We start from the raw sequence: 25,531 nt of genomic DNA on the forward strand, positions 1-25,531 counted from the left end.
GAGACACAGATGATAAAAGTTTTATTGGTTGATGACCAAAATTTAGTGAGACAAGGTGTACAAGCTTTGTTGGATATAGCTGATGACATTGAAGTTATTGGTGAAGCAAAATCCGGGCAAGAAGCTTTGGTTATGGTGCCAGAATTGAATCCGGATGTGGTGCTGTTGGATATGCGCATGCCAGGCATGTCTGGCTTAGATGTTTTGCATGAGTTATCACAAGCTGATCAATTGCCTCCGACCATCATCTTAACTACATTTGATGATGAAGAACTTATCTTGGCCGGGGTCAAGGCTGGAGCCAAAGGTTATTTACTCAAAGATGTGCCTTTAGAGGAGTTGGTTGAGGGCATCAAACAGGTGGCTGAGGGTAAAACCATAGTCAGGCCACAGATTACCAAGCGCATACTGGAAAGCGTAGAAGGTCTGAAGAATGACTTCATCAGTTTTGAAAGACCAGATCCATTGACTAACCGAGAAACTGAAATTTTACGCTTGATGGCTGGTGGTTACAGTAACAAAGAAATCGCTAACTCAATTTTTGTAGCCGAAGGAACGGTTAAGAATCATGTTTCGAATATATTATCAAAGCTGGGTGTTCGTGATCGGACACGGGCTGTGTTGAAAGCATTGGAATTAGGGCTGATTTAAATGAGCAACATGGAATATGAACTTCGGGTGGCAACATCACCCGAATGGGTTAAAGTGGCCAAAGCCAATTTTGATACTTTTTTAAAAGACCACGCTGCCTGTGAGCGTAAAGCGGCGGCACTGGCCATGTCTATGGTGCAGCATTATCCTGATAAGCCTGATTTGATCCGCGGTATGATTGATTTGGCCATGGAGGAAATGGCGCACTTTCGTGAAGTGATGAAAATCATGCTTGATCGGGGCTTACAACAAGACAATGATGAGAAAGATCCTTATATCAAAGCGCTATTGGGCATGATAAGAAAAGATGGTCGCGTGTACTTACTGGATCGTTTACTGATTTTTAGCATCGTGGAAAAACGCGGTCATGAGCGTTTCATGATGATGGGTGAGTCGTTAGAAGAGCCTAAAATGAAAGACTTTTATGTGCGATTGGCCAAAGCTGAATACCGTCATTACACCTTGTTTGTTAAATTGGCGCACCAATACTATGATTCAAGTGAAGTCCTTGAAAGGTTGGATGAATTACTGGATGCAGAAGCAAAAATAGTTAAAAACTTGCCTTTTCGTGCTGCGGTGCATTGAAGCAAGCAACCAAGAAACAACTTCAAACCTATATAGACAAATTTTCTCGTGCGGTTGACTTGAGTGCATGGCCGCTTGATCAATCATGGCAAAACGTCATGATACTGCCTGTTTGTGCTGAATCTCATGAATCAGTGGTTGACGTTTTTCAACACCTCTCACAACCTTCGGTGTTGGTTATTTTGGTGCTCAACCGGCCTGAAAAACACCCCCAAACCAATGCTTGGTCAGAGCAAAACAATAATTTCAAGCAAGCATTGTTGTCAGATTATAATAATGTTCAGCATATCAGTGCTGACCATTGTTTATTGACGGCTGGTACGTTACCAGATGTGTTGTTTTTGGACTTCAATCGATCTCCTTTCAATCACAATGAAGGTGTGGGTTTGGCCCGACGCATTGCAGCAGATACGGCATGCGCTTTGATTGGGCTTGATTGCATTAAAGCGCCATGGATTTTCAGTACAGATGCCGATGTCACTTTACCCAGTGGCTACTTTAAAGTGGTTGATGATTATCCAGATGCAGCTGCTTTGAGTTTAGGTTTTAACCACCACAGCAAAGACAAAACCATGGCTGCCCATCAACAAAAATATGATTTCAAATTGAAATACTATCAGCTGGGCGTTAAGTTCATCGGTGCCGCTTATGATTACATTCCATTGGGCAGTACATTGGTCATCAATGCAATTGCCTATGTCAAAGTGCGCGGCTTTCCGGTTCGCAGCGGCGGAGAAGATTTTTATATATTGAATAAGTTAGCTAAAGTGGGAAACATCGAACAGCCCGCTGAACCCGTGGTGCAAATCAAGGTGCGCCAATCAGACCGGGTGCCCTTTGGTACGGGTCCTGCCGTAAGGCAAATCGCAACAAATCAACAATCAGGTGTTGCAATGAATTACTACCATCCAATGATATTTGTGCGTTTAAAACAATGGCGCGATGAATTATTTGCTTATTACAATAATAAGGCGCTACCTCAGGATAAGGCGTTGAATGATTACTGGGACATACAACAAGTGATTAATAAAGCTGAAAAGCAAATTCAAACAGCAACCAGATGGCAACAATTCACTCACGAATGGTTGGATGCTTTCAGAATTTTAAAATCGGTGCATTTTTTGCAAGCATTTCATCCCAATCAAACCCGCCAGGAGTTGTCACAGCATGAGCGATTTATTGAAATAATGGCGGTGAGAGAGGGATTCGAACCCTCGATACGCTATTAACGTATACCCGCTTTCCAGGCGAGCGCCTTCAACCACTCAGCCACCTCACCGCACTGGGGTGTGGATTTTACCTGTTTTTGATTGGGAATGGAATCATTGAGTTTGTAATTGTGAGAGAGGGATTGATAAAATACGTCCTGTATTTTCCACTTCGTGCGCCTGCGGCGTCACTTTTGTTCCTGACGAAATTTTCGAACCCTCGATACGCTATTAACGCCATAAAAATAACTTGGCCCGCTTTCCAGGCGAGCGCCTTCAACCACTCAGCCACCTCACCGCACTGGGGTGTGGAATTTAACTGGTTTTTGGCGCGGAATGGAATGTTTGAATTCCTAATTCTGCCAGATGAATGGTCTAAATGGCTATTGGCTTGTTTCTCATTGAAGAAGAAGGGTGTTTTGTTGCTTCAATTCCAATTACCCTGCGCAGCCAAAAAGAAACTATAATGAACAATGATCCCAATAGAAAATTTATATAGATGAACAAAAAAGTCAGCTTCTTACACGCATTCATGGTTTTTGTTGGCTTGTTGTTGTGTATCACCACTGGCATGTTCTTTTGGGGTGGGCAGTTGCATGTGGCTTTGTTCCTTGGTTTGATTTGGGTGGTGGTCAATGCCACCGCTTTGGGTTATCGCTACCTGACCATCAGAGAGATGATGAACGGGGCCATCAGCAGGGCTTTACCAGCATTCTATATTTTTATGCTGATTGGTTTGGTGATCGCTGCTTTGATGAAAAGTGGCACTGTTGCGACGCTGATTTACTATGGCCTGGATTGGCTTTCACCCCAATGGTTTCTACCTGTGGGGTTTATATTGTGTGCATTGATGTCAGTATTAACTGGCACTTCATGGGGTACCGTGGGCACGCTTGGTGTGGTTTTTATGGGGATGGCAGCGGCTTTAGAGATACCGCTATATTGGGCTGCAGGCATGGTGATCTCAGGCGCCACCTTTGGCGATAAAATGTCACCCATTTCTGATACCACCAATTTGGCCGCCATGAGCAGTGACACTGATTTATATGCCCATATTCGTTCAATGATGATGACCACCGTACCCACATTTGTGATTGTGTTGTTGTTATTTGCAGTCATCGGTTATCAGTTTGTTTTGAGTGATGACACTTTACAACAAGCACAAAACATGCAAATTACATTGGCTGAGGAATTTTACCTGAATCCATTGGTTACACTGCTGCCGGTGGTGGTGATGGCTGTTTTGAGTTACCGCAGAATGCCTGCTGAAGTCAGCATGACCTCATGCGTTTTGGTGGCGGTGCTGATAGCTGTATTGGTTCAGCAGACGCCACTCACAGTTGTGGTCAATGCGCTGTGGTCAAACACGCCTGCGACTACTGGTATTGATAGTTTAGATGCCTTGTTGGGTCGAGGGGGGCTGTATGCCATGGCTTGGACGCTGTTGCTGGCGATCATCGCTGTGGCTTTGGGCGGCGTGTTGCAAGGTGCGGGATTTGTTTTGGCGTTGTTGCGCGGGTTGATAGCGCGTATTCAATCTACCGGGTCTCTGATTGCCAGTACCATCGTGACTGGTTTATTGAGCGTGATTGCGATGAGTGAGGCTTACATTGCCATCATCCTGAACAGTGAAATTTATAAAAAAGTATACCGTGAAAGAGGCATAGATACAGCCGTGTTGTCGAGGTCGGTCGAGGAGGGTACAACATTGATGGCGCCTTTGATTCCATGGTCGACTGCAGGTGCTTTTTATGCGGCAACTTTGGGGGTCGCAGTGGTTGAATATGCACCTTTTGCCTTGTTGAATATTATCAATCCATTGTTAGCTATTTTATTTGCCTACTTAGGGCTGGCACTCATAAAAAGTAGCAAAAAAAACCGCCGTTCAATAAGTTTTTGAATTGGCTTTAATCTTTTGGTTTGTCCCACAATCGCATCAAACCTTGTTGCGCGGTTGAGGCCACCAAATTGCCTTTGATGTCAAACACATGCCCAGTAGCAAAACCGCGAGACTCTGATGCGCTGGGACTGTCACAGTCATAAAGCAACCAATCATCTATTTGAAACGGGCGGTGAAACCACATGGCATGATCAAGGCTGGCAAATTGTAATTTGGGGTCTAAATAGGAAACGCCGTGAGGTAAGGTAGCGGTTGAAACCAAGTGGTAATCTGAGACAAAGGTAAGCAGCGTTCGATGCATGTCTTGATCTGCATCCAGTGGGTAGCGGGCTTTGAACCAAATGCGTTTGATTGGTTCTTTGGGTTCACTGTCAAATGGGTCAACATCATCAACGAAACGAAACTCAAAAGGACCTTGGGTGGTTAATGTTCTTCTCATCCTTGGAGACAACTGTTTAATCTTATCGCCTGGTATCAAGGTTTTTTCAGTTAATTCATTCGGCAATGGTATATCTGGCATGGGTTTTTGGTGTTCCATACCTTGTTCAAACTTCTGAAAAGAACAAGCCAGTATCAAAATAGGTTTGCCATTTTGTATGGCAGAAACACGGCGGTTTGAAAAAGTCCTGCCATCTCGAGCACGTTCCACTTGGTAAATGACTGGTTTGTTGCAATCACCTTCACGCAAGAAATAAGCATGCAGAGAATGAACTTGGTGCGCTTCAGTAGTTAAGTAAGCGGCTTTAAGTGCTTGTGATAAAGCCTGGCCACCAAAGATTCTGCCCGTTCCGATGTCCAGAGATTGACCCCTGAATAAATTAACCTCCAGGTGTTCAAGATCGAAGTATTTAAGTAACTTTTCTAATTCATTCATATTTTTTTGCCGTGCTGCCGATGTTAATAAGTTGTGTTTTTTGGGTGATGTATTGCCACGGAAAGAGTGGGCCTGGATCAATTTTTCTGCGTACTTTAATGGCAGGGTCATTGCTCGCAGTGACTCTGCTTTGGTCTAAATCCTCATGTCCTGTGATGTGATTCAGGCTGGGTATGGTGCGATGTAGATGATTAATCAGTGCAATCAGTTGATCTATCTGCTCATCAGGATAAGCTTCGTCAGGTTCTTGGTTGTTGCTATTGAGCCAATCGGGGTACCTGCCGGTATTGACTAATTCTACGCCAATCGACTGTTTGTTGTGGCCTTTGACATGGTGGGCTATTTTTTCCGGCTTGACCCACTGTTCAATGGAGCCATCTCGATCGATGTAAAAGTGACCAGAGTTACCGGTGCCACTGGGATACAAGATTTTTTCACCGTAGGTTCGGGCTGTCGTTAAGTCAGGTAATTCAGTGCAGTGGATGACCAATAATTGAACTTGTTCGATGGGTCTGGAATCTAATTTTTCTTCATATTCCAGTGGTTGTTTATTGATTTGCAAGTCAGTTCACGTCTAGTTGATTGATGGCTATGATAACAAACCCAATGGTGATTTAAAATCATTGCAATAAGCCTTCTTAACCTGGCAGTGAATTTTGCTGGTATTTTTCGATATTATTTTCATCTCCATGGCCTTATAATTATTAACAATTAACGTGTAAATTGGTTTGCAATCAAAAGCTAAAACCTTTAGAATTCGCCGGCTATGGCTAAATCACTACCAGAATCTATTGATTTGAATGCAGCTGTTAGAAAAGAATGGCAGTTAAGTGGTGAATTATTACTTTCAGATTTGGACAGGATGCCAGCAGAGTTAATTGCTTCTGCTGATGCGCCAATCAAGTATGAAATCCAATTCAGACATTCAAAGTCGGTATTGGGTGAAGCGATAATTCGCATTGAAGCACAGTTAGAACTCATATGTCAGAGAAGCTTAGAGCAGTTTAAGTTCGAACTCATCACTCATAACACCATTGGTTTTATCAGTGAGATTGAGGATGAAGCAAAACTCGATGCTGATGTGATGCCCTCTTGGGTTGAGGACATGCAAGTTGAGCCTAAGGCATTATTGGAAGATGAGATATTGTTAAAGATACCTGATATTCCATTGAAACCTGGTGCTGAACTTAACAGCGAGTATTTGGTTAACGGTGATGATGAAGAGCCCACAAACGAAGAAACACAAAGTCCTTTCGCTGCATTAAAGCAGTTAAAAGACAAAAATTAAGTAAAATTTTGGAGAATCAAAATGGCAGTACAAAAAAGCCGTGTTACCCCTTCTAGAAGAGGTATGAGACGCGGACATGATAAGTTAAAGACACGTGCATTATCGGTTGAAGCTGAAACAGGTGAAACTCATTTGCGTCATCACGTAAGTCCAGAAGGATTTTACCGTGGTAAAGAAGTGATTCAATTTGACGTCAAAGAAACAGACGCTGAGGCATAAAAGCTACATTACAATTTTTTTGTAGTGCATTGAAAGAACGAGTAAATGGGTAAAGTCAACTTTACCCATTTTCTTTTGTGGCATAATAAAAATAATAATGAATCACCACAGCATCATAGCCGTTGACTTGATGGGCGGAGACCACACCGCAGTCAGCCGGCTGCATGCCTTAGAAAAATTTCACACACAACACCCCCAAATTAAGCTAAGGGCCTATGTCGATGAGGCTTTTGCCAAAAATCAACAACAGTCAATAGAAAATCTTGAGGCCATCGCGGAAGTGATTGTGGCTGATCAGATGATTACAATGGATGAGTCGCCTTTGTTGGCATTGCGCAAAAAACGCATGAGCAGCATGTCCTTATCTATCAAGGCTGTGGCTGATGCTGATGCAGATGCAGTGCTGACTGCAGGCAATTCAGGTGCCTTGGTAGCACTGGCGAAATATTGGTTGAAGTCAGATGCGGGCATTGAAAGACCGGCACTGGCTACTGTACTGCCTGGTGTGCCCAAACCGACGCTGTTACTTGATATTGGTGCAACCCTTGAATACAACGCAGAGGAGCTGTTTGCCTTGGCTGAAGTGGGGGCTCAAATAGCGCCTCAACTTTTAGCTTGTGGCAAGTCGCCAGAGGTGGCCTTGTTGAATGTTGGGACCGAACACATCAAAGGACATGACACGGTGCAACAGGCCGATCGATTGATGCAAGATTCAGACATCAATTATCTCGGGTTTTGTGAGGGCACTCACTTGTTCAAAGGTTACGCCGATGTGATTTGTTGTGACGGATTTGTTGGCAACATCACCTTAAAAGCTTGTGAAGGTTTGATGCAACAACTACAAAGTAACGCCACCAAGACTTGGTGGCAGCGATGGATTGAGAAAAAGTTTTGGCAATATAATGGTGTTAATTTGAATCCAGCCCAATATAATGGAGCGTTGCTGTTGGGATTGGATGGATTGGTGGTCAAGGCACACGGTAACAGTGATGAAATTGATTTCTATCACGCTTTGGTGCAGACAGCAACGTATATCGATAAGGTTAAATTAGCACTTTAACAAGCTTGAGATGGTCTCATAACAAGACACAAGATCTTGTTTAAACCCCAGGCTTTAAACTCTTAGAAAATAGTGGGACAAACTGAGCATGAGAATTTATTCTAAAATCACCGGTACCGGCAGTCACCTGCCCGAGAAAATTCTAACCAACGCTGATCTGGAAAAAATAGTTGATACCGATGATCAGTGGATTCAAGATCGCACAGGCATCAAGCAAAGACATGTGGCTGGTGAAGGAGAAACCACTTCAACACTGGGTTTGGCGGCAGCCAAAAAAGCATTGGAAGCTGCAGGTTTAACCGCTGATGACATCGATTTATTGGTGGTCGGTACCACCACGCCAGATTTGGTATTTCCCAGCACGGCATGCTTGATTCAAAAAGGATTGGGCTGCAGCGGCATCACTGCCATGGATGTGAATGCGGCTTGTAGTGGCTCTATTTATGCCTTGGGCGTTGCTGATAAATTTATCCAGTCAGGTCAACATAAGAAAGCCTTGGTTATCGGTGCTGAAACTTTAACCAGAATGGTTGATTGGAGCGATCGGACCACCTGTGTGCTATTCGGTGATGGTGCCAGTGCCATGGTGCTTGAAGCCAGTGAAGAGCCTGGTGTTTTATCGACGCATTTACATGCCGATGGCATGCATGATCACTTGCTTAATGCCACCGTTGGGGTGTCCACAGGCTTGAAAAACGAACCCAATGGCGGTTTAAAGATACGCATGAAGGGCAACGAGGTGTTTAAAACTGCGGTGATGACGCTGGGACGCATTGTTAAAGAGACCTTGAAAGCCAATGATATGAAAAAAACTGACATTGATTGGCTGATACCGCACCAAGCCAATTTACGAATCATTACCGCCACAGCCAAGAAATTGAGCATGAGCATGGATCAAGTCATCGTTACTGTGGATAAACATGGAAACACATCAGCGGCTTCTGTTGGGCTGGCTTTGGATGAGGCCATCAGAAGCGGCAAAGTCACACGTGGGGACGTGTTGTTATTGGAGGCCTTTGGTGGTGGATTCACTTGGGGTTCTGCACTCATTAAATATTAGTACCAACACTTTGGTTCTGTTGTCCAGAATCGAGTGTGGTTGTCTTTAACAACAAAAAAAATAAATTATATGAATAAAATTGCTTTTGTCTTCCCTGGTCAGGGATCACAATCCGTCGGTATGATTGATGCTTTGGCAGATTTTTCACATGTGGCCTCTCATTTGAGGCAAGCTGGTGATGTTTTGGGCGTTGATTTGCTGAAAATGGTTAATGAAGGCCCTGCTGATGAACTCAATAAAACCGAGTGGACACAGCCGGCTTTATTGGCCGTTTCAGTCGGTGTTTTTGCTGCTGTGAGCGCCAAAAAGGAAGTTTCTATTGAGGTTATGGCAGGTCATTCCTTGGGTGAGTACTCGGCTTTGGTCTGTGCTGGTTCATTGGCTTTTAACGATGCCATTGCATTGGTTCACAAACGTGGTTTGTATATGCAGGAAGCAGTTCCTGCTGGCACTGGCTCAATGGCGGCGGTGCTTGGATTGGATGCGGCGCTGATTGAAAAAGCTTGTGAAGATGTGGTTGGCACGGTCAGTCCGGCCAATTACAACTCGCCAGGTCAAATTGTTATTGCTGGCGAAATCAAAGCAGTTGAAGAGGTCAGTGCATTGTGTGCTCAAGCTGGGGCTAAAAAAGTCATGCCCTTGGCAGTCAGCGTACCATCTCATTGTGAGCTGATGAAACCAGCAGCTGAAAAGTTATCTGCCGATCTGGCAGCCACTGATTTGGTTGTCCCAAATATTCCGATTTTACATAATGTTGATGTGCAATCGCATCAAGACACTACAGCGATCAAAGACCGACTGAAACAACAGCTTTATCAACCTGTCAGATGGACCCAAACCATGCAGTCATTGCAACAAATGGGAATCACGCATATCGCTGAATGCGGTCCCGGAAAAGTATTGTCTGGTCTGTTCAAACGTTTTGATCGCGCCTTACAAGTAACGCCATTATTGAACGCCAAGGGCATCGAATCAATTACATCTGAGGAATGAGGTTATTATGAATTTATCCGGTCAAATCGCTTTAGTTACTGGTGCCAGCAGAGGCATAGGTAAGGCCATCGCTGAGAAACTGGCTCAAGCTGGTGCCACGGTGGTTGGAACTGCCACTTCACAAGCCGGTGCTGAAGGCATTTCTGCCTACTTATCAGAATACAATGGTCAAGGCCAAGTGTTGGATGTTGCTGACCAAGACAGCATAGATACATTGCTTAAATCAATGAAAGATACTGTGGGTTTGCCAACAGTGCTGATTAATAATGCCGGCATCACCAATGACAAATTGTTGATGCGCATGAACGCCGATGACTGGGATCAGGTCATCAACACCAATTTATCATCAATATACAAAATGAGTAAGGCATGTATCCGCGGCATGATGAAAGCTAAAAACGGTCGAATCATCAACATTGGATCAGTCATTGGCAACTTAGGTAACCCCGGTCAAAGTAATTACGCGGCAGCCAAGGCAGGTATGCTGGGTTTTTCTAAATCATTGGCGCGCGAGATTGGTTCTCGTGGCATCACTGTCAATGTAGTGGCACCAGGTTACATTCAAACTGATATGACCGATGAGCTGGATGAGGTGCAACGAAACAACCTGATGGAACAGGTGCCGTTGAAACGTCTTGGATCTACAGCAGACATCGCCAATGCTGTTTTGTTTCTGGCATCTGATGCAGCGGCCTACATCACCGGTGAGACCTTGCATGTGAATGGTGGCATGTATATGTCTTGATTAATGACACATAATCATACAGACGTTTGAAACAAATTAAGACCACAAGCTTGAATTCGCCGATGTTGGCACAATTTAAGGGTGGAATATTTTATAAACCTTGCATACAATATGCTTTTTTACATAGGTAAACACTAAATGAGTGACGTAGAAAACAAAGTTAAAGAAATCGTTGTTGAACAATTAGATTTAGACATTGAAGTTTCAGATTTGAACAATTCTTCATCTTTCGTAGACGATTTGGGAGCCGATTCATTAGATACTGTTGAATTGGTCATGGCATTAGAAGAAGAATTCGAGTGCGAAATTCCTGAAGAAGATGCAGAAAAAATCACCACGGTTCAACAAGCCATAGATTACGTGACTGAAAACGCCTGATCTTTTATAGATTGAATACAATGAAAAGCTGCGATTTATTCGTGGCTTTTCGAGTTTATATGGCCTGCGAAAGCAGCCATTAAGCGGGGACAAATTATGACAAAACGCAGGGTTGTAGTAACTGGTATGGGGATCATCTCACCAGTTGGTAACACATTAAAAACTGCTTGGGACAATATTGTGAATGGCGTCAGCGGAATTGGCCCCATCACACACTTTGATACCAGCGACTTCAGCGCAAAGATAGCAGGCGAGATCAAAGATTTTGATGTCAAACAGTATATCTCAGCCAAAGAAGCCAAGAAAATGGATCCATTCATTCACTATGCCATGGCGGCAGGTGAAGATGCCATCGCCGATTCTGGCCTCACCATCACAGAGGAAAATGCTGAACGGGTTGGGGTTTATATTGGTGCAGGCATTGGCGGCATTTTGGGCATTCAAAACACCACTGAAACTTGGTTAAGTAAAGGCCCAAGAAGAATTTCACCATTTTTTATTCCCAGTACCATCATCAACATGGCTTCGGGTAATTTAAGTATTAAGTATGGGTTGAAAGGCCCTAATTTGGCCATGGTGTCGGCCTGTACATCTGCCACTCACAGTATTGGCATGGCCTACCGCTCGATTGTTTATGGGGATGCTGATGTGATGGTCTGTGGTGGCGCAGAATATGCTTCAACCCCAATTGCTATCGGCGGTTTCTCACAGTCCAAAGCTTTATCAACCAGAAACGATGACCCCACCGCTGCATCCCGTCCATGGGACACTGAACGAGATGGATTTGTGTTGGGTGACGGTGCTGGCATCATGGTGATTGAAGACTATGAGCACGCACTTAAAAGAGGTGCTCACATCTATGCAGAAATTTCAGGTTTTGGCATGAGTTCAGATGCGCACCACATGACCGCGCCATCACCTGGCGGAGAAGGGGCGGCAAGGTGTATGGTTAATGCCATCAACGATTCAGGTTTTAACGCCAGTGATTTTGATTATGTCAACGCCCACGGTACTTCGACGCCACAAGGTGACAAAGGTGAGAGTGATGCTGTTAAGGTCGCTTTCGGTGATCATGCGCACAAGTTGGCTGTGTCATCAACCAAATCAATGACTGGCCACCTTTTAGGCGCTGCCGGTGGTATAGAAGCCATCTTCAGTGTCATGGCATTGAAGGATCAAATTTTGCCACCAACCATCAATTTGAACAACCCTGACCCTGAATGTGATTTGGATTATGTGCCCAATGTGGCACGTGAATCCAAGGCCGATGTGGTTATTTCTAACTCATTTGGCTTTGGTGGAACCAACGGCTCTTTGGTGTTTAATCGTTTGCAAGCCAAATGATCAGATAGGTGTTGAAACTCAATTGATTAATCGCAAGCTGACCACAAAGCCCGATTTGTTGGCACTGACTGCAAGTCAACCGGGCTTTTTTCCGGCCCTACTAGAAAGCCAATCATTGAATGAAAAAATCGGCAGGTATGATATTTTATTTGCCGCACCCAGCATTGAGTTGGTGGCTTATGATGGACCTCAATTACAACAGCTGTTAGCAACAATTGACACCGCATTCAGCACCAATAACAATGAAAACCCTTTTCAGTACGGGTGGTATGTGTACTTTTCTTATGAGTCCGCCTATTACCTTGATCAGAAGTTAGCAGGCCTGGCACCCAGTGAAACTCACGAGCCGCTGGCGGTGGCGATTTATTGTCAGGGTTCACTGGTTATTGATCATTTCAAGCAAGAACAGCACCTGTTCGCTGACTCAGAAACAGTTGCTGATGCCATAGAGATGGCTATGGCAGGTGAACTGAGGCCTTTGGATCAACGGCTGTATTTAGATGAAGTGGCAGAAGCGCCAGGTAAGGATTTTGAACAAGCGGTTACTTATGCCAAAGCATTGATTGTTTCTGGCGACATTTATCAGGCCAACTTATCCAGGCAATACCAAGCTCACATCGCAAACGTCCATGTGCCAGCGGATTTATACGCTCAATTGCGTTTGGCAAATCCAGCGCCATTTGCCGGGATGTTACAAATCGGTGATTTTGCAATCATCAGTTCTTCACCAGAACGTTTATTTAATGTCAAAGATTTGCGTATTGAAACCAGACCAATCGCAGGCACCAGACCGAGGGGTGTTGATGATGCAGCAGACAAACAATTGATTGAGGAGCTGTTAAAAACGCCAAAAGAACGTGCTGAGCACATCATGCTAATTGACCTTGAGCGCAATGATTTAGGCCGGGTTTGTGAAACTGGCAGTGTAGAAGTGGATGAATTGATGGTGGTGGAGACTTATGAGCATGTGCACCATATTGTCTCTAATGTCAAAGGGCAGCTGCCGCCAGGGCAGCGGTTTATTGAGGTGTTAAAAGCACTGTTCCCTGGTGGAACCATCACCGGTTGTCCTAAAATTCGTTGTATGGAAGTCATCCATGAAATAGAACAACGCGACCGCGGCGCCTACACCGGCAGCATGGGTTATATCAATCATGATGGACAAGTTGATTTAAATATTTTAATTCGCACCATCACTGCGCATGATGACACCCTGACATTCAGTGCCGGAGCAGGTATTGTTTTCGATTCTGACCCAGCAGCGGAGCTGGCCGAAACCAGGCACAAAGCCAAAGGCATGATTCACGCACTGCTTGGCGATTCTGATCAGCAGCTTGGCAACAATTGATTGTGATAATCAGCGCTTCATTCGATACCAAAGACCCCAGCCAGTGGTTTAACCGGGCCTTGCAGTATGGTGATGGTGTGTTTGAAACCATGCGTGTGCAAGAGGGAAGGATACCATTGTTGCAATGGCACATGCAGCGCCTACAGCACAGTTTAGTCAAACTCAAGCTGAATGCCTTCAATGATATCGAGATAGACCAAGCATTGGCTGCAATTAAAAACCTTGGACAACAATCTTGGGTGATGAAGTTGGTGGTTTTCAGGGCCTCACAAAAACGCACTTACCAGCCCCTGACAAAAGACCATGAGTGGGTATTGAGTGTCGAGCCACTGGTGGTTGATGATGTTGCTGAGCCAATGCAGCTGGGTGTGGCTGATAATCATTTAAGTCATCAAGAGCGATTGGCTGGTATCAAACACCTAAGCCGTCTTGAACAAGTCATGTTGGCTGATGAATTGAATGATCAGCCTGGGTGTGATGATTTATTGGTTTTGGATAGGCTTGGTAACATCATTGAGACCACTTATCAAAATATTGTTCTGATAAAAGACAATAAGCTGTTTACCCCTGATTTAAGTCATTGTGGTGTAGCAGGGGTTGCTTTGTCATGGTTGAGCTCAGCGGAAAAAGTCAGGAAAATAGACATCAAAGTCACAGAGCTCATGGCTTTTGATGCCATGATGGTTGGTAATTCAGTTCGAGGTTTCAGGCCTGTGGGTTTGGTTAAAAACATAACAGCAAAGAACGACATATCATTTGCCACAGAGCATCCGATACAAGATAATATAAGTCGAGTTTGGTTAAATCTATTTTCTTGATGAAAAAATTGTTCCTTAGTTTTGTGTGTTTGATTTTATTGCTTGGCATAGTAAGCGGCTCTTACTTGTATTACCAATACAATCAATTTCTGATCCAGCCAGTGTTCAATCAATTGCCGGTGGTATTAGAGATAAAAAAAGGTACCGGTTTCAGTCAGTTTGTCCAAATGGTTCATGCCAAAGGGGGTCAAGGCAGCGAATTGAACTGGAAAATAATGGCGCGCTTTAATCAATTAGACAACAGCATAAAAGCAGGTGAATTTGAAATAACCGCAAGTATGTCACCACGTGAATTGGTAACTTACATTGATGAAAATAACGTTAAAACCTACAGCATAACGATAGTTGAAGGCCAACAATGGAGAGAAATCAAAAGAACCTTTCTGACCAGCAGTCTGAAATCTACACTACATGACTTGAGTGATGCTGAATTGAAGATCAAGCTGGGTATAGAAACTGGCAACCTAGAAGGTCAGTTTTTACCTGAAACCTACCAGTTCGTCAAAGATGACACTGATTTAGATGTTTTGAGCAGGGCGCATGAAGCGCTTAAAGTGGTGCTTGAGGAAGCCTGGGAGCAGCGTGCCAATGACTTGGCGCTGAAAACACCTTATGAATTATTAACACTGGCATCAATCATCGAGAAAGAGACTGCCAAAAGCAGTGAACGAAATGTCATTTCAGGCGTTTTTAATCGGCGCTTAAAAAAAGGCATGCGCCTGCAAACAGACCCTACTGTGATTTATGGCGTTGGCAGTGCCTATGCAGGGGATATCACCTCGGCACACCTGAGAACTGATACACCATATAACACTTACACAAGAGCTGGTTTGCCGCCGACCCCCATAGCGGCAGCAAGTGCAGCCTCCATCAGAGCAGCTGCTCACCCTAACCTAGGCAAAGAGTTGTATTTTGTGGCCAACAACAAAGGTGGGCATAAATTCAGCGAGGACTATGAACAACACAAAAAAGCAGTTGCTGATTACCTTAAAGGGTTGCGTTTGAATGACTGATTTAAAAGCTCAATTTGTAACCCTTGAAGGGTCAGAGGGGGCGGGTAAAACAACTGCCATGCATGTGATAACTGAATGTCTTGATGCTTGGCAGGTGCCTTATATCACCAGCAGAGAACCTGGTGGTGAATACAATGCAGAACAAATCAGAGAATTGCTGCTACACAGTGAGCATTTGGATGCAAAGACCGAATTGTTGCTGATGTTCGCTGCCAGAAATGAGCATTTAGTTAAGGTCATCAGACCAGCGTTGGCAGCCGGTAAGTGGGTGGTTTCTGACCGCTTTGTTGATGCCAGTTATGCCTACCAAGGCTATGGTCGCGGTATTGAGTGGAGCAACATTGAATTTCTGGAACAGATGATTGTGGCTGAAACCCAACCTGACTTAACCATCTTGATGGACGTTGATACCCAAGTCGGGCTGGAACGAGCGGCTAACAGATCGGTGAAAGATCGGATTGAAAAAGAAGCGATGCCATTTTTTGAAAACATCAAAAAAGGCTATGCGAAGCGGTTGCAAGCTGAACCCCATCGAATCAAATCAATTGATGCAAACGCCAATCTGACAGCAGTTAAGAACGATATCGTTGCGGTGATGCAAGCGTTTAAAAACGGGCTGAATCAATGAACTATTTTTGGCTGGATAAATACTTGGAACAGTGGCAAAGTGCCATTCAAACCAATCACAAGCCGCAAGCAGTGATTATCAGTGGTCCTAGTGGACTGGGTAAAGAAGTATTGTTGAATCAGATTTTAGCTGATTTGGTATGTCGAGAAGAAGCGGGGCATTGTGGAAAATGCCAGAATTGTTTGTTATTCAAACAAGGTCATCACCCAGATATCAATCGCATTGAGCCTGAAAATGAGCTGATTAAAGTTAAGATGATCAGAGAGTTAACTCAGTTTTTTACTGCGACACCACATTGTTCAAATTATAAAATTGCGGTCATCAACGATGCAGATAATATGAATATAGCAGCTGCTAATTCATTGTTGAAAGTGTTAGAGGAACCTCCCAGTCGGGGTATTCTATTTCTTTTGACTTCAGTAGAGCACCAACTGATGCCAACCATCAGAAGTCGCTGTATCAATATGCAGCTGACACTTGATGAAGCAGAAAGAAGCCAGTTGAAACCTTGGTTGGCAAAGCAACATGGTGATATTGACGCAGTGGATAAAGCCCTGTTGTTTAATGATTTTCAACCATTATCTGCGATGACAATGCTGGCTAACAACCACTTGCAAGAATTGGATGAAATGTTGGATTTGATTGCCCAAGCGGTTGTTGATAAAGCCTCAGTGACCAATGCTGCAAAAAAGCTAACTGAGCATTCAACAGAGCAGTGGGAGTTGTTACAGCGTTATTTGATGCTGTTGGGAAAGTCTTATTTACGACAAGATAGTAACCATAAATATTTACAACATGCATTAAATCAAATAATTAAAAACAGCCCCAAAGTCTTTCATATTATTATAAAAATTGCTGAATTGGTTCAAATTATTATGCTAAACTTAAATACTCAAATAAAGAGTCAGTTGTTGATTGAGTCAATGCTGATTGAAATTAAAAAAGAATTGAACCCGGGGAGGTAATTATGGCGTTTGCAGGCGGTATGGCAAAAAAAGGCATCTTATCTTTGAATATTCAAGGAGCTGCGGAACTGCATCAATCATTCATGCCTTTTGTATCCAATGGCGGCTTGTTTGTGAAAACCACCAAAAACTACCAAATTGGTGATGATGTTTTCATGATTTTAACTCTGGACGAGGATGAGCGCATGCCCATTACTGGAAAAGTGATTTGGATTACGCCCAAAGGATCTCAGGGTGGACGGTCACAAGGGATAGGTGTTCAGTTCAATGATGATTCTGATATGGAAGTCATTAAAACAAAAATACAAAGTATCTTGGCCCCATATAATGGACAGGAAATCCCCACTTTGACCATGTAAAATGAGTGAATTTCTAAGCAGTCATGAATTACTTAATTTAGAAGATGAGTTGAGGAGTGCGAATCAACCACTTTACGTGCACAAAAACTCCAATGATGGCTTAGACAAAAGCATCAAATCCCTTTCTTTAAGGACTGGCTGGGCTTGTTATCTTTGGACCGACGGATTGGGTTTGCAAAACCTGAAAAGTACCGAGCCACCAGCACCGAAGACCGGTGAATTCAAAGAAGCGATCAGGTTCGCTTTAGAGCGAAAACATTTCTCTGTTTTTGTTTTTCCCATCAATGGTAAAGATGCTTGGCTGGATGCCAAACTGTTCTTTTCAAGACACACCCCTGAATTGAATGGTGTGGTTAAATTCATGTTCATCTTACCAAAAGAAAAAAACCACAAATACTTTATGGATTTTGGCAAGATTGTGACTTTTAACATGGGCTTAGATGGAAACTTTGTGCTCAGGGATGGGCAATGGGTAAGTGCCAATGACCTTCCATAATAAAACCATACTGATCGCATGTAGCGATAAAAAAGACCGTTTGCAGTTTTTTAATTATTTTGATGAGCTGGATGCCGACAAGATTTTTACTGCATCAGATTTATCTCAAATGGAACAAATGCTCAACAGTGAAGATGACTATGCTGTTTTGGTATTTGAAATTTCTAAAGATTGGGTGCAAAGCAACCAAAAAATCATGAGGTTAAAGGAGGCGCATCCTGCGCTCAAATTAGTGGGTCTGGTGTCACCGCAAATTGGCTTGAAACAACAACAGTTTCAAGAAATAAATGCGCAAGTCAATGACTTACTTTTTTCTCCAGTGATGCAACATGAATTGGTTGCAAAGAACGTTGCTTTTGAGCATCTTGAGATAACCTCACAAAATACAATAACGCCTCGTGATGAGCTAGAATTATTTCTCAGTCAAATTTTTCAACCTTCAGGTCTGTCACAAATGTTGATTGATGTAAATTCACATCAAATCAGTCACATCAATGACGCACTAAAGAATGTCTTTGCAGTAAAAGAAGCAGATTTGGAAGGCAAGGTTTGGTACGAAACTGTCATGGTCAACCCAGGCAGCGATATTTTACACTTAAAATCAGAGCTGACTGAAAAAGGCCTTTTGAATGTGAACTTAAATGTTGACTTTGGTAAAGGTGCAAAAGCAGTTAAATTGTACATTAACTACACCACAATAGCTGACACGCCGGTTTACTTGGCTGAGCTGCACGACAAAACAGAACAATTATACCAGGCGAAGTATTTGCGTTACTTGGAATTAGTGACTGCACTTAATTTTGATGATAAGACGCATCTTGACAAAATGAAATCGTTGTTGCGTTGGGCCAGGGTTGATTTTTGTTTTATCATCGGCAAGAATCGTGCAGATGAATACAAAAAAATTCAGTGGGATGCATCACTGAATAATTATGCGCAAAAATTCATCACTGCCAGCCATGAGTTTCTTTTACGCAAAGTGAATCATGAAGAGACTTATGGTGTTGATGAGGGCGCTTATAAAGCCATTCCTGGAGATGATTTTTTAAACTTTTACTCTGTTGATTCTTTCATAGTTTGTGACAGTTTTGTTGATGATAAGAACGATGCTGTGTTGATTGCAGGTTGTATACAAAAAAACAAAAAGTGGAAATCTCTTAAGTTGCTGTTTAAACAGCTTTCAATGCACTATAAGCAATCTATGGCCTTTAAGGTGTTGAAACATTCTCATGAGTCTGAGAGTCAGTATGATGTTTTGACCAACTTATTAAATCGGCGTTATATCGTCAAAGCCATTGAGCAATCTATAGAAAAAAGTGACGAATTCAAAGCAGTGATGTTTTTAGATTTAGATCGCTTCAAAGTAATCAATGACTCATTGGGACATGATGTAGGCGATGATGTGTTGATTAATGTCGCTAAAATTCTGAAAAAACACGTAAACGGCTATGGGGTTGCATCAAGGTATGCCGGTGATGAATTTTTGATTTTGCTAAACAGTCAGGTTGATAAAGAAAAAACCATTCAAATTGCTAATGATATTCTGAAGTCAATTGCCAACCCGATAAAACTCAACAATGGCAGTGAAATAAACCTCACAGTCAGTTTGGGCATCTCCTTTTACCCTGATCATGGGCAAGGGGTGAATAAGCTGATTAAACATGCAGACATTGCACTTTATGATGCCAAACTCAATGGCAAAAACAGATTCACCATCTATCAAACTGATTTAGATGGCGATCACACCAAACAAAACGAAGAGATGGTGAAAAATCTACAGAATGCCATCAATAATGATGAAATCGATGTTTACTATCAGCCTAAAATAAATGCAAACACCGAAGACATTATGGGCTTTGAGGCGCTGGTCAGGTGGGAACATCCAGATTTAGGCATCATCAGTCCAGGTTTATTTATTCCTTTGGCTGAACAATCAGAATTGATCAATGACATTGGTATGTTGGTGATTGAAAAATCCTGTGTGATGCTCAAAAAATGGCAAGACGAGTTCAACATCCCACTGAATATGTCTGTCAACCTTTCTCCGGTTCAACTTAATGATAAATTACTGACCGAAAAGATTGCTGAAGTCATTAATAATACAGGTATTTATCCCAGTAATTTAGATTTTGAAATCACAGAGAGTGAAAAATTCAAAAGTGTTAAAGATGCCCTTTTGATGTTTAAAAAGATTGTTAACCTAGGCTGTACCTTATCTATTGACGATTTTGGTACGGGTCATTCTACACTTGATTATTTAAGGAAAATACCGGCAAAAACTTTAAAAATTGATCAGGTTTTTGTTAAGAACATCGGTCTCAGTCCAGATGATGAAGCCATCCTGGATGCCACCATAGATATGGCCAAACGCGTCGGCCATGACATTGTGGCAGAGGGCGTTGAAACTGAAGAACAGCGCCTTTACTTGACTCAAAAAGGCTGTGACTATTTTCAAGGTTATCTATTTTGTAGGCCTTTACCGGCCAAAGAAATTCATCGAATTTTACAGCAAAGAGCAGAAATTCTAAAAAATAACTGATTCTGATGAACTATTTCACCCATCACGCAGTCCAAGCAGGCACATCAAATGAATCCGAGTGATAAAGATAAAATGTCAGAAAAAACGCTGGATGCTGAACTGGTAGCGCAGGCCAAGGCAGGAAAAATGTCTGCTTTTGAATTGTTAGTTAATAGATACCAACAACGAGTGGCCAATGTTATCGCTAAATTCATCAAAGACCGCCATGAAATACAAGATGTGGCGCAAGAAGTATTTATCAAAGTATTCAGGGCGTTACCCAACTTCAGAGGTGACAGTTCTTTCTACACCTGGATATATCGAATTGCAGTCAACACATCAAAAAATCACTTGGTGGCTAAATCCAGACGCATACAAAACACCCAAGTCGAGTTTGAAGATGCAGAATCTTTTGGTAGTAATGAAGATTATCGGAACTTAGACACCCCTGATGCGGTCTATTCGCGTGGAGAGTTAGAACAAACCATGTCGAAAGCCATTTCACAACTGCCTGAAGACCTCAAACAAGCGATTGTGTTGCGTGAAGTTGATGGTTTGAGTTATGAAGAAATTGCTGTAAAGATGGACTGTCCCATAGGTACAGTAAGATCACGAATTTTTAGAGCGCGAGACGCCATAGATCAGGCCATGCGCCCATTATTGTCAGAACAAAGTACGAGAAAACAACATGTCAGATAAGTCAAAACAAAATATTTCTGAATTAATGGATGGTGAATTGTCCAATGATTGCAGTCGCTTCCTCATCAAGCGCATGCAGTCGGATGAATCATTGCAGTCCAGTTGGAATAACTACCACATGTTGAGATCTTGTCTACAACAAGAGCATGATGCGCCAGTGATGCATAATTTGGGTGCGCAGGTAATCGGACAACTCAATAAGGAAGCTGATTTTACAGAGTCGGTAGAAACTAACCATAAATCAGGCTGGCTTAAATCTTTGGCGGGTGCCGCCATTGCAGCATCTGTTGCGGTTGTTGCGGTTTTTACCTTCAACCAAAATCAAGTAACCCCAGGTGTTGAGCCACTACCTATTTATGCCAAAACCTCTGAACAATTGGTCAACCCACCAAACGCTGCCATGGTCAGGGTGGAACAACCTGTTAGGTATACACGTTATCCTTCGTTGACGCCACAAATCCAAACATATCTCACAGAAAGTAATAACCAGCCACAAATTCCTGTTTATTATAATGCTGAGTATGCCAACAAGATCATCATTCAAACGCGTCAGAAAGCCCAACAAAACATTGCTGAGGAATGAAGCGATTAGGCAGTGTGGTGGCTAAGAACAGCCACACCATTGTGGTGAAACTGATGCAGGCCGAACGTTGTGTGGGTTGTCCTGTGAATTGTAATAAACCGCTGGTTGATTTATTTGGGATGCGCAAAAACCTATTTGTCTTATCAAAAAAAAACCAACGTTATGATCTACATGACCCGCAAAACCTAATCAATGATGAACTCAAACTAGAACAATTGGTTAGCATCAACATCAATCAAAATGATTTGATGTTTTCGAGTTTGTGGTTGTATCTGTTGCCATTACTTTTCTGTTTGCTGGGTATCTCCGCTGGTCATTACTTGGCTTCGCTGTGGCACCTTTCAAGCGATTTCACTGCTTTGTTAGGTCTGTTTATTGGCTTGGCGATGTCGTTCATGTTGTTGCGTGAAAAATTTAATGCCAAACACTTGAAATTTAGGCCAAAAGTCACGATTTTATAATTCATTGGCACTTCGCCCTAAATCTATAGTCTATGGCTAAGTAGTACAATTTTTGACTATCCACAAATAGCATGGAGTTTACAATGAGAAAACTATTTATTATCGCCATTCTGGCAACGTTCAGTGGCATTGGCTTGGCGAAACAAATGAGCTTGCCAGATTTCACCCAATTGGCAGAAACTACCGGTCCAGCAGTGGTCAACATTGTCGCGCGTGATAACGCCGAAGAAAATGAAACCAATGCACAACAACCAAACGAGGAATTATTCAGGTTTTTTGGTATCCCTAATCAGCCACAAAACCGTGATCGAGTCTCCGGTGGTTCAGGCTTTATCATTTCTGCTGATGGTCTGATTTTAACCAACAGACACGTGATTGATGGTGCTGACAAAATTACTGTGACTTTGCTTGATCGCCGTGAGTACGAAGCCGAGTTAATTGGTGAAGATGAGGCCAGCGACATCGCGGTATTAAAAATTGATGGGGAAAACCTGCCTAAATTGGCCATTGGCTCTGCCGAAGACCTAAAAATCGGTGAATGGGTGATGGCGATTGGTTCCCCATTAAGCTTTGAAAACACTGTAACCAAAGGCATAGTCAGCGCCAAAGGCCGTGCCATTGGTAACCAGCAATATGTGCCATTTATTCAGTCTGATGTGCCCATCAACAGAGGAAACTCTGGTGGCCCATTAATCAACTTAGACGGGGAAGTGGTGGGTATCAATACGTTGATTTTTTCCAGCACGGGTGGATACATGGGTATCTCTTTCTCAGTACCGATTGATGTGGCCATGAACGTGGCTGAACAACTACAAAAAAATGGCACAGTTAAACGTGGACTTTTAGGTGTAGGTATCGGTAATGTCAATCAAGCCATGGCTGATTATTTAGGCATGGAAAAACCAATGGGCGCCTTAGTTAATCAAGTTTCACCTGGATCTTCCGCAGAAAAAGCCGGCATAGAAATTGGTGATGTGATCATCAGTTTTGATGGCTCTTCAATTAAAACCAGCCAATCCTTACCGCCGGTTGTTGGTCGTGTGATGCCTGATACTGATGTTGCCTTGCAGGTTTTTCGGGATGGCAAAGTAAAAACATTGACAGCCAAACTGGATGCATTAAGCGATGATTTACAGGCTAACTCAAACAGCAACAATGATGATGAAGTGGCCGCTGGTATAGGTTTTTCAGTCAGCAAACTTTCTGAACAAGATAAAGAAAGGACTGGGGAAAACTCAGGTGTTATCGTGACAGATATCACCGATAAAGATGTAGAGCGAGCCAATTTAAGGGTTGGGGATGTGATTAAGAGAATTGGTAAAAAAGCAGATGTCAGTGATTTATCTGATTTCAGTGATGCCATAGATGAACTTGATGAGGATGAACCTTTGGTGCTGTTAGTGAGCCGAGGAGGTGGTAATACCTTTATAGTGATTGAACGCTAACCCCTAACAGTATAAAATATCGGCAAATCCCATGAACTTCATGGGATTTGTTGTTTTGGCCGCCCATAAACTGATTGCTACAGAGACCCGAATTTATTTTAATGAAAAACATCCGTAATTTTTCCATCATTGCCCATATCGATCATGGCAAGTCCACATTGGCTGACAGATTCATTCAAATTTGTGGCGGTTTGACTGAACGTGAAATGGATAAACAAGTGTTAGACAGCATGGACATTGAAAGGGAAAGAGGCATTACCATCAAGTCACAAGCGGTTTGTTTGGAGTATAAATCTAAGGATGGTGAAGTGTATCAGTATAATTTGATTGACACCCCAGGCCATGTGGACTTTTCATACGAAGTTTCTAGATCCCTAGCAGCCTGTGAAGGTGCACTTTTGGTGGTAGATGCGGCACAGGGTGTAGAGGCACAATCGGTGGCCAACTGTTACACAGCCATTGAGATGGGTTTGGAAGTGATTCCTGTCATTAATAAAATTGACCTGCCTTCAGCAGACATCGAGCGGGTCAAACAAGAAATTGAAGAAATCATTGGCATTGATGCCAGTGATGCCTTGTTGGTTTCAGCCAAAACTGGCCAAGGCATTGACACCGTACTAGAGGCCATAGCTGATTTAATACCGGCACCTGAAGGGGATCCAGAAGCACCCCTGCAAGCGTCTATTATTGATTCTTGGTTCGATAACTATTTGGGAGTGGTGTCTTTGATTCGCGTTTTTAATGGACAATTGAAAGTCAAAGACAAAGTCCAAATCATGTCTTTAAAAACCGATCAATTGTGCGAGGGCTTAGGCAAATTCACCCCGAAAAGAACCCCAGGTACTGAACTTAAATGCGGTGAAGTGGGCTATTTAACTGCTTCAATCAAAGACGTACATGGTGCACCAGTGGGTGACACCATCACTTTAACGCAAAACCCTGCAGAGGAGCCTTTGGCAGGATTTATGGAATCCCAACCTCGGGTGTTTGCTGGTTTGTTTCCAACCTCGGCCGATGATTACCAAGATTTACGAGAGGCTCTAGAAAAATTACGCTTAAACGATGCCTCATTGACCTTTGAGCCAGAGTCATCCACAGCATTGGGTTTTGGCTTCAGGTGTGGCTTTTTGGGTATGCTACATATGGAAGTCATACAGGAACGCATAGAAAGAGAATTTGATATTGACTTGGTTACTACTGCGCCAACTGTTGTCTATGAAATGATTGACAGAAAAGGCCAACAAGTGATGTTGGACAACCCTGCAGATTTGCCTGAAATTTTTGATGAAATCAGAGAGCCAATCATCACCGCTAATATTCTCCTGCCGCAAGATTATGTTGGTCCTGTTATCAGTTTATGCATCGAGAAACGTGGCACTCAAAAGAACATGCAATACTTGGGTAATCAAGTCCAATTAACCTTTGACTTACCTTTAAGTGAAGTGGTGTTGGACTTTTTTGATCGACTCAAATCAGTCAGTCGTGGCTATGCTTCGTTTGAATATGAATTCAGTCATTATGAAGCAGGTCCCTTTATCAGACTGGATGTATTGATCAATGGAGAGCGGGTGGATGCACTATCAGTTTTAACACACCGTGAAAATGCCCAACGCAGGGGCAGGGATTTAACTGAAAGACTCAAAGAGTTGATACCCAGACAGATGTTTGATGTGGCCATTCAGGCTGCCATTGGTTCACAGATTATTGCCAGAACCACGGTCAAAGCACTGCGTAAAAATGTCACCGCAAAATGTTATGGTGGTGATGCCAGTCGTAAGAAAAAATTGCTGGAAAAGCAAAAAGCAGGGAAAAAACGCATGAAACAAATAGGCCGAGTAGAAGTGCCACAAGAAGCGTTTTTAGCCGTGCTGAAAGTAGATAATTAGAGGATAA

At 42.9% G+C, this 25,531-nt stretch carries 27 protein-coding genes and 1 tRNA gene; 25 read left to right on the forward strand and 3 right to left on the reverse strand.

Translation table 11 applies throughout. The annotated features are described in order from the left end of the window. Positions 1-9 precede the first annotated feature (9 nt). From QNI24_RS13640 to QNI24_RS13650, 3 genes are read left to right on the forward strand one after another with little or no spacing between them, the layout of a single operon-like run. Positions 10-651 carry a response regulator gene (locus QNI24_RS13640; protein ID WP_267177360.1) on the forward strand — a complete coding sequence of 214 codons (642 nt, stop codon included), beginning with the start codon at positions 10-12 and terminating at the stop codon, positions 649-651. A 9-nt stretch (positions 652-660) separates the two neighbouring features. Continuing rightward, the gene (locus QNI24_RS13645) at positions 661-1,236 is read left to right on the forward strand and encodes a MiaE family protein (RefSeq protein WP_267177359.1); all 576 of its coding nucleotides are present in this window, start codon (positions 661-663) and stop codon (positions 1,234-1,236) included. Continuing rightward, complete coding sequence (locus QNI24_RS13650) at positions 1,233-2,465, forward strand: hypothetical protein (protein WP_267177358.1); 1,233 nt, start codon at positions 1,233-1,235, stop codon at positions 2,463-2,465. Before QNI24_RS13645 ends, QNI24_RS13650 begins: the two co-directional genes overlap by 4 nt. Here QNI24_RS13650 and QNI24_RS13655 read toward each other — a convergent pair. After that, positions 2,425-2,515: transfer RNA gene (locus tag QNI24_RS13655), tRNA-Ser, on the reverse strand. The genes QNI24_RS13650 and QNI24_RS13655 overlap by 41 nt on opposite strands. 428 nt (positions 2,516-2,943) lie before the next feature. Here QNI24_RS13655 and nhaC point away from each other — a divergent pair. Then, positions 2,944-4,344 carry a Na+/H+ antiporter NhaC gene (gene nhaC, locus QNI24_RS13660; protein WP_267177514.1) on the forward strand — a complete coding sequence of 467 codons (1,401 nt, stop codon included), beginning with the start codon at positions 2,944-2,946 and terminating at the stop codon, positions 4,342-4,344. Between the two features lie 7 nt (positions 4,345-4,351). Here the strand turns inward: nhaC and QNI24_RS13665 are convergent, their stop codons facing one another. Further along, the gene (locus QNI24_RS13665) at positions 4,352-5,218 is read right to left on the reverse strand and encodes an acyl-CoA thioesterase (RefSeq protein ID WP_267177513.1); all 867 of its coding nucleotides are present in this window, start codon (positions 5,216-5,218) and stop codon (positions 4,352-4,354) included. Then, the gene (locus tag QNI24_RS13670) at positions 5,211-5,780 is read right to left on the reverse strand and encodes an N-acetylmuramoyl-L-alanine amidase (protein ID WP_267177512.1); all 570 of its coding nucleotides are present in this window, start codon (positions 5,778-5,780) and stop codon (positions 5,211-5,213) included. Before QNI24_RS13670 ends, QNI24_RS13665 begins: the two co-directional genes overlap by 8 nt. A 204-nt stretch (positions 5,781-5,984) precedes the next feature. Here QNI24_RS13670 and QNI24_RS13675 point away from each other — a divergent pair, with 204 nt between their 5' ends. From QNI24_RS13675 to lepA, 21 genes are all read left to right on the forward strand, one after another. Then, positions 5,985-6,506 carry a YceD family protein gene (locus QNI24_RS13675; protein WP_267177511.1) on the forward strand — a complete coding sequence of 174 codons (522 nt, stop codon included), beginning with the start codon at positions 5,985-5,987 and terminating at the stop codon, positions 6,504-6,506. 21 nt (positions 6,507-6,527) lie between these two features. Then, positions 6,528-6,725: a 50S ribosomal protein L32 gene (gene rpmF / locus QNI24_RS13680; RefSeq protein ID WP_267177510.1), complete on the forward strand. Its 198-nt coding sequence runs from the start codon at positions 6,528-6,530 to the stop codon at positions 6,723-6,725. Positions 6,726-6,822: 97 nt separating this feature from the next. After that, positions 6,823-7,785 carry a phosphate acetyl/acyltransferase gene (locus QNI24_RS13685; protein WP_267177509.1) on the forward strand — a complete coding sequence of 321 codons (963 nt, stop codon included), beginning with the start codon at positions 6,823-6,825 and terminating at the stop codon, positions 7,783-7,785. An 82-nt stretch (positions 7,786-7,867) separates the two neighbouring features. Further along, positions 7,868-8,845: a beta-ketoacyl-ACP synthase III gene (locus tag QNI24_RS13690; protein WP_458368010.1), complete on the forward strand. Its 978-nt coding sequence runs from the start codon at positions 7,868-7,870 to the stop codon at positions 8,843-8,845. Positions 8,846-8,914: 69 nt separating this feature from the next. Continuing rightward, the gene (fabD, locus tag QNI24_RS13695) at positions 8,915-9,838 is read left to right on the forward strand and encodes an ACP S-malonyltransferase (RefSeq protein WP_267177508.1); all 924 of its coding nucleotides are present in this window, start codon (positions 8,915-8,917) and stop codon (positions 9,836-9,838) included. Between the two features lie 7 nt (positions 9,839-9,845). Continuing rightward, positions 9,846-10,583, forward strand: a complete 738-nt coding sequence (gene fabG / locus QNI24_RS13700) for a 3-oxoacyl-ACP reductase FabG (RefSeq protein WP_267177507.1) — start codon at positions 9,846-9,848, stop codon at positions 10,581-10,583. A gap of 138 nt (positions 10,584-10,721) precedes the next feature. Beyond that, positions 10,722-10,961 (forward strand): acyl carrier protein, encoded by a 240-nt coding sequence (gene acpP / locus QNI24_RS13705; protein ID WP_267177506.1) that lies wholly within the window; start codon positions 10,722-10,724, stop codon positions 10,959-10,961. Positions 10,962-11,057: 96 nt separating this feature from the next. Then, positions 11,058-12,305 carry a beta-ketoacyl-ACP synthase II gene (fabF, locus tag QNI24_RS13710; protein ID WP_267177505.1) on the forward strand — a complete coding sequence of 416 codons (1,248 nt, stop codon included), beginning with the start codon at positions 11,058-11,060 and terminating at the stop codon, positions 12,303-12,305. 22 nt (positions 12,306-12,327) lie between these two features. After that, positions 12,328-13,653: an aminodeoxychorismate synthase component I gene (locus tag QNI24_RS13715; protein WP_267177504.1), complete on the forward strand. Its 1,326-nt coding sequence runs from the start codon at positions 12,328-12,330 to the stop codon at positions 13,651-13,653. 2 nt (positions 13,654-13,655) lie between these two features. Next, entirely contained in the window at positions 13,656-14,471 is an 816-nt protein-coding gene (pabC, locus tag QNI24_RS13720; RefSeq protein ID WP_267177503.1) for an aminodeoxychorismate lyase, read from the forward strand. Next, complete coding sequence (gene mltG, locus QNI24_RS13725) at positions 14,471-15,484, forward strand: endolytic transglycosylase MltG (RefSeq protein ID WP_267177502.1); 1,014 nt, start codon at positions 14,471-14,473, stop codon at positions 15,482-15,484. The genes pabC and mltG overlap by 1 nt, the downstream gene beginning before the upstream one ends. Beyond that, positions 15,477-16,112: a dTMP kinase gene (gene tmk, locus QNI24_RS13730; RefSeq protein ID WP_267177501.1), complete on the forward strand. Its 636-nt coding sequence runs from the start codon at positions 15,477-15,479 to the stop codon at positions 16,110-16,112. Before mltG ends, tmk begins: the two co-directional genes overlap by 8 nt. Beyond that, positions 16,109-17,077 carry a hypothetical protein gene (locus QNI24_RS13735; RefSeq protein ID WP_267177500.1) on the forward strand — a complete coding sequence of 323 codons (969 nt, stop codon included), beginning with the start codon at positions 16,109-16,111 and terminating at the stop codon, positions 17,075-17,077. The genes tmk and QNI24_RS13735 overlap by 4 nt, the downstream gene beginning before the upstream one ends. A gap of 2 nt (positions 17,078-17,079) precedes the next feature. Continuing rightward, the gene (locus tag QNI24_RS13740; protein WP_267177499.1) at positions 17,080-17,436 is read left to right on the forward strand and encodes a PilZ domain-containing protein; all 357 of its coding nucleotides are present in this window, start codon (positions 17,080-17,082) and stop codon (positions 17,434-17,436) included. Position 17,437: 1 nt separating this feature from the next. Next, positions 17,438-17,932, forward strand: coding sequence for a hypothetical protein (locus tag QNI24_RS13745; protein ID WP_267177498.1), 495 nt, complete (start codon positions 17,438-17,440; stop codon positions 17,930-17,932). Continuing rightward, a complete protein-coding gene (locus tag QNI24_RS13750; RefSeq protein ID WP_267177497.1) occupies positions 17,919-20,471 on the forward strand; it encodes a putative bifunctional diguanylate cyclase/phosphodiesterase in 2,553 nt (850 codons plus the stop codon). Before QNI24_RS13745 ends, QNI24_RS13750 begins: the two co-directional genes overlap by 14 nt. A gap of 48 nt (positions 20,472-20,519) precedes the next feature. After that, positions 20,520-21,149, forward strand: a complete 630-nt coding sequence (gene rpoE, locus QNI24_RS13755; protein WP_410174836.1) for an RNA polymerase sigma factor RpoE — start codon at positions 20,520-20,522, stop codon at positions 21,147-21,149. Further along, positions 21,139-21,732: a sigma-E factor negative regulatory protein gene (locus QNI24_RS13760; RefSeq protein ID WP_267177496.1), complete on the forward strand. Its 594-nt coding sequence runs from the start codon at positions 21,139-21,141 to the stop codon at positions 21,730-21,732. The genes rpoE and QNI24_RS13760 overlap by 11 nt, the downstream gene beginning before the upstream one ends. Then, positions 21,729-22,193, forward strand: a complete 465-nt coding sequence (locus QNI24_RS13765; protein ID WP_267177495.1) for a SoxR reducing system RseC family protein — start codon at positions 21,729-21,731, stop codon at positions 22,191-22,193. Before QNI24_RS13760 ends, QNI24_RS13765 begins: the two co-directional genes overlap by 4 nt. Before the next feature lie 83 nt (positions 22,194-22,276). Then, the gene (locus QNI24_RS13770; RefSeq protein ID WP_267177494.1) at positions 22,277-23,638 is read left to right on the forward strand and encodes a Do family serine endopeptidase; all 1,362 of its coding nucleotides are present in this window, start codon (positions 22,277-22,279) and stop codon (positions 23,636-23,638) included. Positions 23,639-23,739: 101 nt separating this feature from the next. Beyond that, entirely contained in the window at positions 23,740-25,524 is a 1,785-nt protein-coding gene (gene lepA, locus QNI24_RS13775; RefSeq protein ID WP_267177493.1) for a translation elongation factor 4, read from the forward strand. Positions 25,525-25,531: the final 7 nt, after the last annotated feature.

The organism is Marinicella marina, assembly GCF_030065545.1.
Taxonomy (GTDB): domain Bacteria; phylum Pseudomonadota; class Gammaproteobacteria; order Xanthomonadales; family Marinicellaceae; genus Marinicella; species Marinicella marina.

What these genes read in the sequence shown, in the direction of transcription:
- QNI24_RS13640 (WP_267177360.1), top strand. Translation starts at nt 10, where the DNA reads ATGATAAAAGTTTTATTGGTTGATGACCAAAATTTAGTGAGACAAGGT.
- QNI24_RS13645 (WP_267177359.1), top strand. Translation starts at nt 661, where the DNA reads ATGGAATATGAACTTCGGGTGGCAACATCACCCGAATGGGTTAAAGTG.
- nhaC (WP_267177514.1), top strand. Translation starts at nt 2,944, where the DNA reads ATGAACAAAAAAGTCAGCTTCTTACACGCATTCATGGTTTTTGTTGGC.
- QNI24_RS13665 (WP_267177513.1), bottom strand. Translation starts at nt 5,218, where the DNA reads ATGAATGAATTAGAAAAGTTACTTAAATACTTCGATCTTGAACACCTG.
- QNI24_RS13675 (WP_267177511.1), top strand. Translation starts at nt 5,985, where the DNA reads ATGGCTAAATCACTACCAGAATCTATTGATTTGAATGCAGCTGTTAGA.
- rpmF (WP_267177510.1), top strand. Translation starts at nt 6,528, where the DNA reads ATGGCAGTACAAAAAAGCCGTGTTACCCCTTCTAGAAGAGGTATGAGA.
- QNI24_RS13685 (WP_267177509.1), top strand. Translation starts at nt 6,823, where the DNA reads ATGAATCACCACAGCATCATAGCCGTTGACTTGATGGGCGGAGACCAC.
- fabD (WP_267177508.1), top strand. Translation starts at nt 8,915, where the DNA reads ATGAATAAAATTGCTTTTGTCTTCCCTGGTCAGGGATCACAATCCGTC.
- fabG (WP_267177507.1), top strand. Translation starts at nt 9,846, where the DNA reads ATGAATTTATCCGGTCAAATCGCTTTAGTTACTGGTGCCAGCAGAGGC.
- acpP (WP_267177506.1), top strand. Translation starts at nt 10,722, where the DNA reads ATGAGTGACGTAGAAAACAAAGTTAAAGAAATCGTTGTTGAACAATTA.
- fabF (WP_267177505.1), top strand. Translation starts at nt 11,058, where the DNA reads ATGACAAAACGCAGGGTTGTAGTAACTGGTATGGGGATCATCTCACCA.
- mltG (WP_267177502.1), top strand. Translation starts at nt 14,471, where the DNA reads ATGAAAAAATTGTTCCTTAGTTTTGTGTGTTTGATTTTATTGCTTGGC.
- tmk (WP_267177501.1), top strand. Translation starts at nt 15,477, where the DNA reads ATGACTGATTTAAAAGCTCAATTTGTAACCCTTGAAGGGTCAGAGGGG.
- QNI24_RS13735 (WP_267177500.1), top strand. Translation starts at nt 16,109, where the DNA reads ATGAACTATTTTTGGCTGGATAAATACTTGGAACAGTGGCAAAGTGCC.
- QNI24_RS13740 (WP_267177499.1), top strand. Translation starts at nt 17,080, where the DNA reads ATGGCGTTTGCAGGCGGTATGGCAAAAAAAGGCATCTTATCTTTGAAT.
- QNI24_RS13745 (WP_267177498.1), top strand. Translation starts at nt 17,438, where the DNA reads ATGAGTGAATTTCTAAGCAGTCATGAATTACTTAATTTAGAAGATGAG.
- QNI24_RS13750 (WP_267177497.1), top strand. Translation starts at nt 17,919, where the DNA reads ATGACCTTCCATAATAAAACCATACTGATCGCATGTAGCGATAAAAAA.
- rpoE (WP_410174836.1), top strand. Translation starts at nt 20,520, where the DNA reads ATGAATCCGAGTGATAAAGATAAAATGTCAGAAAAAACGCTGGATGCT.
- QNI24_RS13760 (WP_267177496.1), top strand. Translation starts at nt 21,139, where the DNA reads ATGTCAGATAAGTCAAAACAAAATATTTCTGAATTAATGGATGGTGAA.
- QNI24_RS13765 (WP_267177495.1), top strand. Translation starts at nt 21,729, where the DNA reads ATGAAGCGATTAGGCAGTGTGGTGGCTAAGAACAGCCACACCATTGTG.
- QNI24_RS13770 (WP_267177494.1), top strand. Translation starts at nt 22,277, where the DNA reads ATGAGAAAACTATTTATTATCGCCATTCTGGCAACGTTCAGTGGCATT.
- lepA (WP_267177493.1), top strand. Translation starts at nt 23,740, where the DNA reads ATGAAAAACATCCGTAATTTTTCCATCATTGCCCATATCGATCATGGC.